We start from the raw sequence: 13,418 nt of genomic DNA on the forward strand, positions 1-13,418 counted from the left end.
TCCGTCCGGATCCAGGTAGTCCGGGGTTCCGTCATCGTCGGTATCGTCATTGGTGGGGTCGTCGTCACCGTCCACGTCCTCATCCGGGGTGTCGATACCGTCCCCGTCGTCGTCCAGGTCGCGATAGTTCACGTCCTCCGTCCCATCGGTGTCCGGTAGGTCGTTGGCAGGGTCGTCGATCTCGTCGTTCACGTCATAACCATCGTTCACGTCCGAGCCCTCGTAACCGTCGTCCAGTCCGTCGTTGTCCGTGTCCGTGCCCGTGTAGGCCTGATCGGGAACANAGTAGTCGAGATTGTCAACACCGTCTGTATTTACAGGATTTATTCCTTCATCTCCACTTCCTTCATAAGCATTGTCCAGCCCATCATAGTCATCGTCTTGCCCAGTTGGTGGAATGTAACCCGCTGTGGTTTGGCCTTCGACATTGTCCGGGATACCATCATCATCTGAATCTATATCCCTAAAGTCTTTGACCCGGTCATCATCCGAATCAATTGGCTGGAGTCCTAAACAGCCGCATGCGCTAAGTCCATAGGCATCGTCCAAGCCATTACCATCCATATCTTTACCTGAAGGAGGTATGTATTCTGAGGTTTTTTGTGCCTCTATATTATCTAGGATACCATCATTGTCAGAATCTATATCCTTGTAATCCCAAATATAGTCACCATCCGTATCAACAGGAATCAATCCACCACAGCTACCAGGAGTTTCTTCATAGGCATCGTCCAATCCATTACCATCTACATCTTCCCCAGACGGGGCAACATACCCTGGTAAAGGTTGTGCCTCAATGTTATCGATAATACCATCATCATCTGAATCCAAATCCAAATAGTCAGGCACTCCATCTCCGTCGGTGTCGGTTGGATTGGTCCAATACTTATCGTCTCCGTCCTCATTCTTGTCCTCGACCGTATCAATTATACCATCGTTGTCAGAATCTATATCCTTGTTGTCAGGAACGCCATCTCCATCCGCATCAGTATAAAAGGGCACACTTTCTCCCCAAACGGACGCATAACCAGAAGTATTGATGCATAAACAAAATGCTAGGAATACCAGAGAAAAAAGGATGTATGAACCCTTTTTCTTATGATTTAAGAAAGTAATTTTTTCCATAATGACAGTTTTGGTCAACTTATCACCATGGCATTAGTGTTCTCGAACTAGTAAGAAAATGGGGCTTTTCTTGACTATTTTTGGTCACTGGGTTCTCGCTCCCCAACAACCAACTTTTGTGCGCATAGTTAATGCATTTGATGTGCAAGACCTATTTTTATCGACAAAAGGCAAATTCCTCATCATTACCTACCACTTATATTTATACGAACAGATTCTGTGAACGGATTATCAATGGGCAAAAATCGGGAATTTTTAGTGGGGAAAATTACTCTACTTTTTCTTTTCACAAGGTATTTTTAAACAATTTTTGTCTTCTTTCTTTTAACAATTGCCTATGTGCCTCCAAATGGAATTTATAAGCCATAAAACCCCTATTTTTGCCGAAATTTTTGTTGATGGATTTTGAACAGGAAATTGCGAGACGTAGAACTTTTGGAATTATTTCCCACCCTGATGCGGGTAAAACAACTTTGACCGAAAAATTACTGCTGTTCGGAGGGGCCATTCAAGAAGCAGGAGCGGTCAAAAACAACAAAATCAAAAAGTCGGCTACCAGTGACTTTATGGAAATTGAACGTCAACGAGGAATTTCTGTGGCCACATCTGTTCTGGCCTTTATCTACAAGGATAAAAAAATCAATATTCTGGATACCCCAGGACACAAGGATTTTGCCGAGGACACTTTTCGGACCTTAACGGCTGTCGACAGCGTCATTGTTGTGATTGATGTTGCCAAGGGGGTCGAGGAACAAACGGAAAAATTGGTGGAAGTATGCCGCATGCGGAACATTCCGATGATTGTTTTTATCAACAAACTGGATCGTGAAGGGAAAGATGCTTTTGATCTTTTGGATGAAGTGGAACAAAAACTGGGGCTTTCGGTAACACCATTGAGTTTTCCTATTGGAATGGGCTATGACTTTAAGGGAATCTATAATATTTATGAGAAAAACATCAACCTCTTCAGTGGTAACAGCAAACAGAATATTGAAGAAACCATAGCGTTTACGGATATAGAAAGCCCTGAATTGGAGCAAATTATAGGCGAAAATGCCGCCGTGGAGCTTCGAGACAATCTAGAACTTGTATCCGGCGTTTATCCCGAGCTTGATTTGAAAGCCTATCTGGAAGGCATCCAACAACCCGTCTTTTTTGGCTCGGCCCTTAACAACTTTGGAGTGCGGGAGCTATTGGATTGTTTTGTGGACATTGCGCCTTCTCCAAGAGCTAAAATGGCAGAAGAACGTCTTGTGGAATCGGATGAAAAGGACTTTTCTGGATTTGTTTTTAAAATCCATGCCAATATGGATCCCAAGCACCGAGACCGATTGGCGTTCATTAAAATAGTGTCCGGTACTTTTGAACGCAATAAACCTTACCTTCATGTAAGGCAGGATAAAAAACTCAAATTCTCCAGCCCCAATGCGTTTTTCGCAGAGAAGAAAGAAATTGTTGACATCTCCTATCCCGGTGATATTGTGGGTTTGCATGACACCGGAAACTTCAAAATTGGTGATACCCTAACCAATGGAGAGAAATTAAACTACAAGGGCATACCGAGTTTTTCACCGGAGCATTTCAGGTATATCAACAATGCTGACCCCATGAAAGCCAAACAGCTGTTCAAGGGGATAGATCAATTAATGGATGAAGGGGTTGCGCAATTGTTTACGTTGGAAATGAATGGAAGAAAAGTCATTGGTACCGTAGGAGCGCTTCAATATGAGGTAATCCAATACCGCTTGGAACACGAATATGGAGCCAAATGTACCTATGAGAATTTCCCGGTACATAAAGCCTGCTGGGTGGAGGCGGAAGATCCAAATAATGAAGAGTTCAAGGAATTTAAACGGGTAAAACAGAAATTTTTGGCCATAGATAAAAGAGGACAACTTGTTTTTCTTGCCGATTCCGCATTTTCGCTTCAAATGACCCAACAGAAGTATCCATCGGTTAAGCTACGCTTTACCTCGGAGGTAACGGAATAGGAACACTCTACGCATACATTACGCATAATCAGGAAGTTGCAAAAAACCAGTTCATAGATTTTTTTGTACTTTATTGGCTGTAACCAATAAAAACTTTTCTTATGTCTGATTCAAACAAGCCCCCAGTTTGGTTCTGGGTGGTAAGTATCCTTCTTGTATTATGGAACCTTTCCGGTGTTTATAGTTATTTAAGTACCAAGTTTAACCAGGTTGAAATGTTGGAATCCATGACCCAGGCACAACGGGAATTATTTGAAGCCTTTCCTGCGTGGGCAACCGCAGCATTTGCTATTGCCGTATTTGGTGGTACAGTTGCAGCTATAGGGCTTTTATTAAGAAAAAAATGGGCGAAACCCTTATTCGTTGTATCCTTGGTAGCTGCAGTGGCCCAATTCATTAATTGGTTGTTTATTCAAAATGCCCCAGAGGCTTTTGGTTCTGAGGCCTATACCATGCCAGTTATTGTAGTGGTCATTGGAATTTTGCAGATTTGGTTTTCCAAAAAAGGTATACAAAAAGGATGGCTTAGTTAAGCAATTCAATTTGAAATACAAAAAAACCTGACTTTTTGGTCAGGTTTTTTTATGCTTCTCCAGTTGGCCCAAAGTTGAGCGGAATAGGTGGTTGCTCATAATCTTTGATTGTTCCATGGGCTTTTTCAAATCTTGAAACATTGTCATTCAATGCCTTAAGAAACTTTTTGGCATGTTGCGGAGTAAGTACAATTCTACTCTTCACTTTTGCCTTTGGAGCACCAGGCATCATGCTAATGAAATCCACCACAAATTCGGATACGGAATGATTTATAATGGCCAGATTGGAATAAATTCCTTCTGCCGTTTTCTCATCCAGTTCTATATTGATTTGCTTTTGTGTTTTATCGTTTTCAGCCATTTTCAATATTGATTTAAATAATCTTGAATTTTAAAATGAACGTCATTCTGAGCTTGTTTCAGAATCCCAATTCCTTGGCGTCCAATTTTAGTTGTGAGACCCTGAAATACATTCCGGGTGACGTCGAGATATTAAAAAAAGAAAACCCTGGCAATTGCCAGGGTTTGTTTATTAGAATTTGAATTCCTCCTTTCGGGCCATGATTTCATCGTACTCTTCTTTGGAGCCTACAATGATACTATCATAATCCCTCATACCGGTACCGGCTGGAATCTTATGTCCTACAATTACATTTTCCTTCAAACCTTCCAAGGTATCAACTTTACCGCTTACTGCAGCTTCGTTCAATACTTTGGTTGTTTCCTGGAACGATGCGGCAGAGATGAAGGACTTGGTCTGCAATGACGCTCTTGTAATACCCTGTAAGATAGGAGTTGCAGTAGCAGCTACAGCATCCCTAGCACTTACCAAGGTTTTATCGGCTCTTCTCAATACAGAGTTTTCATCCCTTAAGGCACGTGCAGAAATGATCTGTCCGGCTTTTAAGTTTTCTGACTCTCCTGCATCTTCAACCACTTTTTGTCCAAAGATTTCATCGTTTTCCCTGATGAAGTCGTCTTTGTGCACCAATTGGTTCTCCAAGAAAGTGGTATCTCCAGAATCTTCAATACGTACTTTACGCATCATCTGACGAACAACCACTTCAAAGTGCTTATCATTAATCTTCACCCCTTGCAGACGGTATACTTCTTGAACTTCGTTCACCAAATATTGCTGTACCGCAGATGGGCCTTTGATGGCCAATATGTCTTCTGGAGTAATAGATCCATCAGACAATGGCATTCCAGCACGAACATAATCGTTCTCCTGAACCAAGATTTGATTGGATAGTTTTACCAAGTATTTCTTGATTTCACCTGTTTTGGATTCAATAATAATCTCACGGTTACCACGCTTGATCTTACCGAAAGAAACCACACCATCAATTTCAGAAACAACAGCTGGGTTGGAAGGGTTTCGCGCTTCGAAAAGCTCCGTCACCCTTGGAAGACCACCCGTAATATCCCCTGCTTTAGCAGATTTACGTGGAATCTTCACCAAAATCTTACCTTCTTTGATCTTCTCACCGTCATCTACCATAATATGGGAACCAACAGGTAAGTTGTAAGAACGTAAGGTCTCGCCCTTACCGTCTTTGATCAACAAGGTTGGAATCAACTTCTTGTTTCTTGATTCAGAAATTACCTTTTCCTGGAAACCGGTTTGTTCATCAATTTCCACTTGATAGGTAACTCCTTGCTCTATGTTTTCGTAGGCTATTTGCCCAGTAAATTCAGAAACAATTACACCATTATAGGGATCCCATTGACAAATAACGGTTCCTGGCTTGATCTTGGCTCCGTTCTTCACAAACAATTGAGATCCATATGGAATATTATTGGTACTCAAAGTGATACCAGTATTGGCATCCACCACTTTAATTTCAGAAGTTCTGGAAATTACAATGTTGGCTTTTTCGCCTTCACTGTTTTGCCCAACAACGGTTCTCAAATCCTCAATTTCAGCAATACCTTCAAACTTAGCTTCCAATTTGTTATCCTCGGAAATGTTACCAGCAATACCACCCACGTGGAACGTACGTAGTGTAAGCTGTGTACCAGGTTCACCAATAGACTGTGCAGCTACAACACCAACGGCTTCACCACGCTGAACCATTTTATTGGTCGCAAGGTTTCTACCATAACACTTGGCACAAATTCCTTTGGGTGCTTCACAAGTCAACGCAGAACGTACTTCAATTTTCTCAATTGGAGCAGCATTGACCTTTTTCACATCGGCTTCGGAAATTTCTTGTCCAGCAGCCAAAATCAACTCCTCGGTTAATGGGTTGTATACATCGTGAAGGGAAACCCTACCTAGGATTCTTTCACCCAAGGTCTCCACTACTTCTTCGTTCTTTTTCAAGGCTTCAACCTCAATTCCTCGAAGTGTACCACAATCCTCAATGTTGATGATCACATCTTGGGATACATCTACCAAACGACGTGTCAAGTAACCCGCATCCGCAGTTTTCAAAGCGGTATCTGCAAGACCTTTACGCGCACCGTGGGTAGAAATAAAGTATTCCAAAATGGACAGTCCTTCCTTAAAGTTGGAAAGGATCGGGTTTTCAATAATCTCCCCACCACCAGCGGTAGATTTTTTAGGCTTAGCCATCAAACCACGCATACCTGTCAACTGACGAATCTGCTCCTTGGATCCCCTCGCACCTGAATCCAACATCATATACACCGAGTTGAATCCTTGTTGATCTTCACGAATTCGCTTCATGGCCAACTCCGTCAACATGGCATTGGTAGAGGTCCACACATCAATCACCTGATTGTAACGTTCGTTGTTGGTGATAAGACCCATGTTATAGTTCATCATAATTCCATCAACCTGCTCGTTGGCATCGTTGATCATATCATGCTTCTCAGGCGGAATGATAATATCACCCAAACTGAAGGACAAACCTCCCTTAAAGGCGAAATCATATCCCATTGACTTGATTTTGTCCAAAAACTCTGCCGTAGCCGGAACGTCAGTTACCGCAAGAATGTCTCCAATGATATTTCTAAGGGACTTCTTGTTCAATACGGTATTGATATATCCTGCTTGTTCAGGCACAACGCTGTTGAACAAAACACGTCCAACTGTGGTTGGAATAATTTGGTTCACCAACTCACCTTCTTCATTAAAATCCTTGGCCCTAACCTTGATTCCAGCATTCAAATCCACCTTTCCTTCATTGAAGGCAATCTCTACTTCCTCAGCAGAGTAGAAAGTCAAGCCTTCTCCCTTAATTGGTACTTCTTTGGTGGATTTACGTTCCTTGGTCATGTAGTACAGACCCAATACCATATCCTGCGAAGGAACGGTAATTGGAGAACCGTTTGCTGGGTTCAAAATGTTTTGGGAGGCCAACATTAACAGTTGTGCTTCCAAAATGGCCTCTGGGCCCAAGGGTAAGTGAACTGCCATTTGATCCCCATCAAAATCCGCGTTAAATGCGGTACATGCCAATGGGTGTAAACGGATTGCCTTACCTTCAATCAACTTGGGCTGGAACGCTTGAATCCCCAATCTGTGCAATGTGGGGGCCCGGTTCAAAAGTACCGGATGTCCTTTAAGGACATTTTCAAGGATATCCCAAACCACAGGCTCCTTTTTATCAATAATCTTCTTGGCCGATTTTACCGTTTTTACAATCCCTCTTTCAATCAGTTTTCTGATGACGAAAGGTTTGTACAACTCAGCAGCCATATCTTTAGGAAGACCACATTCGTACAATTTCATTTCCGGTCCAACCACGATTACGGAACGGGCAGAGTAATCCACACGTTTACCCAAAAGGTTCTGACGGAAACGACCTTGCTTACCTTTCAAGGAATCTGAAAGGGATTTTAATGGTCTGTTTGATTCTGTTTTTACTGCAGAAGCTTTTCTTGTGTTATCAAACAAGGAATCCACAGCTTCTTGAAGCATACGCTTCTCGTTTCTCAAGATCACTTCAGGGGCCTTGATCTCCATCAATCGCTTTAAACGATTGTTACGGATAATTACCCTACGATAGAGATCGTTCAAATCTGAAGTAGCGAAACGACCACCATCCAATGGTACCAACGGACGCAATTCTGGTGGAATTACGGGAACCACCTTCATGATCATCCATTCTGGGTTGTTCTCCCTGTTGTTTTGGGATTCACGCAATGCTTCCACAACTTGAAGTCTCTTAAGCGCTTCTGTCTTACGTTGCTTGGAGGTTTCCGTGTTTGCCTTGTGTCTCAATTGATAAGAAAGCTCTTCCAAATCGATTCTGGACAACAAATCAATCAAACATTCAGCACCCATTTTAGCCACGAACTTGTTAGGGTCCGTATCTTCCAAATATTGGTTTTCTGCTGGAATGGATTCCAAAATGTTCAAGTATTCCTCCTCGGTCAAGAAATCCATTTTATTGATTTCCTCACCTTCTGGACCTTTGGCCACACCTGGTTGAATCACCACATATCTTTCGTAATAGATGATCATGTCCAATTTCTTGGACGGTAATCCCAATAGGTATCCAATTTTATTTGGAAGGGAACGGAAATACCAGATATGTGCTACAGGAACCACCAGGTTGATGTGCCCCACACGATCTCTACGTACTTTTTTCTCCGTTACTTCCACACCACAACGGTCACAAACGATTCCGCGATAACGGATACGCTTGTATTTACCGCAGGCACATTCGTAATCCTTTACCGGGCCGAATATACGCTCACAGAACAGTCCATCCCTCTCAGGCTTGTGGGTTCTGTAGTTAATGGTTTCAGGCTTTAAAACTTCGCCACGGGACTCTGCCAAAATGGACTCTGGAGAGGCCAACCCGATTGAAATTTTATCAAACCTTTTTGGTGCGTTATTATCTTTTATTCTAGCCATAATACTATGGAGATGATATGATTAAAAATGCTTTATTATTTACTACTCTTCCAATCGGATGTCCAGACCTAATCCCTTAAGTTCGTGCATCAATACGTTGAAAGATTCTGGCAATCCAGGTTCTGGCATGGTCTCACCTTTTACAATGGACTCATAGGTCTTGGCCCTACCGATAACGTCATCCGACTTCACGGTTAAGATTTCACGTAGGGTTGATGAAGCTCCATAGGCCTCAAGTGCCCATACCTCCATCTCACCAAAACGCTGACCACCAAACTGTGCCTTACCACCCAACGGTTGCTGTGTGATCAAGGAGTATGGTCCAATAGATCTAGCGTGCATCTTGTCATCTACCATGTGTCCTAATTTCAACATGTAGATAACTCCCACGGTTGCCGCTTGGTCAAAACGCTTCCCTGTTCCACCATCATATAGGTGGGTGTGTCCAAATCTTGGCACTCCAGCTTCATCTGTAAGTGCATTGATCTGTTCCAAGGTAGCTCCATCAAAAATTGGAGTTCCGTATTTTCTGCCCAACTTAAGACCTGCCCAACCTAAAACAGTTTCGTAAATCTGTCCAATGTTCATACGGGAAGGTACCCCAAGTGGGTTCAAAACGATATCCACTGGTGTTCCATCTTCCAAGAATGGCATGTCCTCTTGACGTACAATACGGGCAACAATACCTTTGTTACCGTGACGTCCCGCCATTTTATCACCTACCTTAAGCTTACGCTTTTTGGCGATGTACACCTTGGCCAATTTCATGATTCCAGCAGGAAGCTCATCCCCAACAGAAATAGTAAACTTATCTCTACGTAGGTTACCTTGAATGTCGTTCAACTTGATCTTGTAGTTGTGCAACAAATCGGCCACCAAAGCATTGGTTTTATCGTCCGTTGTCCAGCTACCACCAACCAAGTGAGCGAAGTCATCCACAGCGTTCAACATCTTAATGGTATATTTCTTTCCTTTAGGAAGTACTTCCTCACCCAAATCATTGATTACCCCTTGTGAAGTTTTACCGTTGATCAAGCCAAACAATTTCTCAATCAACACATCTTTCAACTGCTGGAATTTCACCTCGTAGTCCATTTCCAGTCTGGTGATGGCCTCTTTATCTTCAGAACGTTTTCTCTTGTCCTTGATAGAACGCGAGAACAATTTCTTATCAATAACCACACCTCTCAAGGAAGGAGAAGCTTTCAAGGAAGCATCTTTTACATCACCTGCCTTGTCACCAAAGATGGCACGTAGCAATTTTTCTTCCGGAGTTGGATCGGATTCTCCCTTTGGAGTAATCTTACCAATAAGGATATCACCAGGTTTTACTTCGGCACCGATACGGATCATACCGTATTCGTCCAAGTCTTTAGTTGCCTCTTCGGAAACGTTTGGAATATCGTTGGTCAATTCCTCCGCACCCAATTTGGTATCCCTAACTTCAAGGGCGTACTCATCAATATGGATGGAAGTAAAGATATCTTCCCGTACCACTTTTTCAGAGATTACGATTGCATCCTCAAAGTTGTATCCTTTCCAAGGCATAAAGGCCACTTTCATGTTTCTACCCAAGGCCAATTCACCTTTTTCAGTAGCGTATCCTTCACAAAGTACCTGACCATTCTTTACTTTATCACCTTTTCTAACAATAGGCTTCAGGTTAATACTGGTACCTTGGTTGGTTTTTCTGAACTTTACCAAATTGTAGGTCTTGGAGTCTTCTTCAAAACTTACCAAGCGCTCTTCTTCGTTCCTACTGTATTTGATGGTGATTTTCTGTGCATCCACATATTCCACTACCCCGTCTCCTTCGGCATTGATCAATACTCTGGAATCTGTAGCTACTTGTTTTTCCAAACCTGTACCCACAATTGGAGACTGTGGTCTTAACAATGGAACTGCCTGACGCATCATGTTGGATCCCATCAAGGCACGGTTTGCATCATCATGCTCCAAGAAAGGAATCAAAGAAGCGGAAATGGAAGCAATTTGGTTAGGGGCAACATCCGTGTAGTTCACTTCTGATGGATCTACAACTGGGAAATCACCTTCTTCCCTTGCAATTACCTTATCATCTTCAATTTTCCCTTTGGCATCCATAGGAATGTTAGCCTGGGAAATCTTCATTCCTTCTTCTTCCTCTGCACTTAGATATCTAAATTCCTTAGTATCCACTACTCCATTTTCCACCTTACGGTATGGGGTTTCCAAGAAGCCCATTGGGTTTACCTTGGCAAATACGGATAGGGAAGAAATCAATCCAATGTTCGGTCCTTCAGGTGTTTCAATTGGACATAATCTTCCGTAGTGCGTATAGTGAACGTCACGAACCTCAAAACCAGCTCTTTCACGGGAAAGACCTCCTGGCCCAAGTGCGGACAATCTTCTTTTATGTGTAATCTCTGCCAACGGGTTGGTCTGATCCATGAACTGGGACAACTGGTTGGTACCGAAGAAAGAGTTGATTACAGAAGATAATGTCTTCGCGTTGATCAAGTCAATCGGAGTAAATACTTCGTTGTCACGAACGTTCATACGCTCACGGATGGTACGTGCCATACGTGCCAAACCTACACCAAACTGTTGGGACAATTGCTCCCCTACCGTTCTAACACGACGATTGGACAAGTGATCGATATCATCAATCTCCGCTTTGGAATTGATCAACTCAATCAAGTACTTGATGATAGTAATGATATCTTCCTTGGTCAAAACTTGTTTGTCCATTCCAATATCAAGACCCAATTTCTTGTTCATTCTGTAACGACCAACTTCACCTAAATTGTAACGTTGATCAGAGAAGAACAATTTATCGATAATACCACGAGCTGTTTCCTCATCTGGCGGCTCGGCATTACGCAATTGTCTATAGATATGCTCTACCGCTTCTTTTTCAGAGTTGGTAGGGTCTTTTTGCAAGGTGTTGTGGATAATGGCATAATCAGATTGCGCATTATTCTCTTTGTGAAGTAGAATGGTCTTCACATCGGCGTCGATAATTTCATCCACATGTTCTTTTTCCAGAACGGTATCACGATCTAGGATGATCTCATTTCTTTCGATGGAAACTACCTCACCGGTATCTTCATCCACAAAATCCTCGTGCCAAGTGTTCAATACCCTTGCAGCCAATTTGCGGCCCAAAACTTTTTTCAATCCGGCTTTGGAAACCTTTACTTCTTCAGAAAGGTCAAAAATTTCCAAGATGTCCTTATCCCTCTCAAATCCGATAGCACGGAAAAGTGTGGTTACGGGTAATTTTTTCTTTCTATCAATATATGCGTACATAACGCCATTGATATCGGTTGCAAATTCAATCCAAGAACCTTTAAAAGGAATTACCCTGGCGGAATACAACTTGGTACCGTTGGCATGGAACGATTGCCCAAAGAATACACCAGGTGAACGGTGTAACTGGGAAACAACCACACGCTCTGCTCCGTTGATCACAAAGGTTCCGCTAGGGGTCATGTAAGGGATGGTTCCCAAATACACGTCCTGAACGATGGTTTCAAAATCTTCGTGCTCTGGATCGGTACAGTATAATTTTAGTCGCGCTTTTAATGGAACGCTATAGGTAAGCCCACGCTCAATACATTCTTGGATGGAATATCTGGGTGGGTCTATGAAATAGTCTAGAAATTCGAGTACAAACTGGTTTCTAGTGTCAGTAATTGGAAAATTTTCCATGAAGGTGTTGTAGAGACCTTCATTTCCTCTTTCGTCAGATTTGGTTTCAAGTTGAAAAAAGTCTTGAAAGGATTTAATCTGAATGTCCAAGAAATCCGGGTATTCCGGTATGTTCTTAGCGGATGCGAAATTTACTCTTTCAGTATTGTTTGTGAACATCAATGGACAAGTTTTGATCGTGAATACTATGCGGGTTGGTGTATGGCTTTATACACTCCTTATTAAAAGAGGCTAAGGCCTAACCATTAAAATGGAAAGACCTTAACCAAACTTGTATGGTAAAAGCTATTATTTAAGCTCAACTTCTGCTCCAGCTTCTTCCAATGATTTCTTGATACCTTCTGCCTCATCTTTGGCAACACCTTCCTTAACAGCTTTAGGAGCACTGTCAACGATGTCCTTAGCATCTTTCAATCCAAGACCGGTCAACTCTTTTACAAGTTTAACAACAGCCAATTTGGAACCACCGGCAGCTGTAAGGATTACGTCAAATTCTGACTTTTCCTCAGCAGCTTCTGCGTCACCACCACCAGCGGCAGCACCACCAGCAACAGCTACTGCAGCAGCAGCAGGCTCAATACCGTATTCTTCTTTTAATATGTCGGCCAACTCGTTTACCTCTTTTACTGTTAGGTTAACCAACTGTTCTGCAAAATCTTTTAAATCTGCCATTTTTCTATCGTTTAAATAAAATTTTTAAAATATACTTAGTTAATTGTGCGCGAATTATTCTTTCTCAGATAAGGTCTTAAGGATACCGGCCAGTTTTCCACCACCAGATTTAAGCCCAGAAATAACATTCTTGGCTGGTGATTGCAACAATCCGATAATATCCCCAATAACTTCCTCTTTGGACTTGATATTTACAAGTGCATCAAGGTTTTCATCCCCTATATAAACGGCTTCCTCAATGAAAGCACCTTTCAATACAGGTCTATCTGATTTTTTTCTAAAGTTCTTGATAAGTTTCGCAGGTGCATTTCCGGTTTCGGAAAACATCATGGAGGTATTTCCTTTCAATACATCGGGAAGTTCTCCAAACTCCTTATCAGAAGCTTCCATTGCTTTTGCAAGCAAGGTGTTCTTTACGACCGCAAGTTTAATGTTTGCCTTAAAACAAGCTCTTCTTAAATTAGAAGTTGTTGTGGCATCCAAACCTGAGATATCCGCCAAATAAATATTGGCATTCTCAGCTAACTGTGCAGTCAAATCTTCGATTACGGTTGCTTTTTCTTCTCTTGTCAT

At 42.3% G+C, this 13,418-nt stretch carries 7 protein-coding genes; 2 read left to right on the forward strand and 5 right to left on the reverse strand.

Annotation, left to right across the window (positions count from 1 at the left end; genetic code table 11):
- Positions 1-1,523 precede the first annotated feature (1,523 nt).
- Together FGG15_RS19070 and FGG15_RS19075 are read left to right on the forward strand one after the other, a co-directional pair.
- Positions 1,524-3,116, forward strand: coding sequence for a peptide chain release factor 3 (locus FGG15_RS19070; protein ID WP_138839358.1), 1,593 nt, complete (start codon positions 1,524-1,526; stop codon positions 3,114-3,116).
- A 101-nt stretch (positions 3,117-3,217) separates the two neighbouring features.
- Positions 3,218-3,649, forward strand: coding sequence for a hypothetical protein (locus FGG15_RS19075; RefSeq protein WP_138839360.1), 432 nt, complete (start codon positions 3,218-3,220; stop codon positions 3,647-3,649).
- Between the two features lie 49 nt (positions 3,650-3,698).
- Here the strand turns inward: FGG15_RS19075 and FGG15_RS19080 are convergent, their stop codons facing one another.
- The 5 genes from FGG15_RS19080 to rplJ form a co-directional block, all read right to left on the reverse strand.
- Positions 3,699-4,010 carry a DUF3467 domain-containing protein gene (locus FGG15_RS19080; RefSeq protein ID WP_138839362.1) on the reverse strand — a complete coding sequence of 104 codons (312 nt, stop codon included), beginning with the start codon at positions 4,008-4,010 and terminating at the stop codon, positions 3,699-3,701.
- 171 nt (positions 4,011-4,181) lie between these two features.
- The gene (gene rpoC / locus FGG15_RS19085) at positions 4,182-8,480 is read right to left on the reverse strand and encodes a DNA-directed RNA polymerase subunit beta' (RefSeq protein WP_138839364.1); all 4,299 of its coding nucleotides are present in this window, start codon (positions 8,478-8,480) and stop codon (positions 4,182-4,184) included.
- A 42-nt stretch (positions 8,481-8,522) separates the two neighbouring features.
- Positions 8,523-12,332 (reverse strand): DNA-directed RNA polymerase subunit beta, encoded by a 3,810-nt coding sequence (gene rpoB, locus FGG15_RS19090; RefSeq protein WP_138839365.1) that lies wholly within the window; start codon positions 12,330-12,332, stop codon positions 8,523-8,525.
- Between the two features lie 129 nt (positions 12,333-12,461).
- Positions 12,462-12,845, reverse strand: a complete 384-nt coding sequence (gene rplL / locus FGG15_RS19095) for a 50S ribosomal protein L7/L12 (protein ID WP_138839367.1) — start codon at positions 12,843-12,845, stop codon at positions 12,462-12,464.
- Between the two features lie 54 nt (positions 12,846-12,899).
- Positions 12,900-13,418 carry a 50S ribosomal protein L10 gene (gene rplJ, locus FGG15_RS19100; protein ID WP_138839369.1) on the reverse strand — a complete coding sequence of 173 codons (519 nt, stop codon included), beginning with the start codon at positions 13,416-13,418 and terminating at the stop codon, positions 12,900-12,902.

Origin of the sequence: Flagellimonas algicola (assembly GCF_005937185.1) — a bacterium.
Classification (GTDB): Bacteria; Bacteroidota; Bacteroidia; order Flavobacteriales; family Flavobacteriaceae; genus Flagellimonas; species Flagellimonas algicola.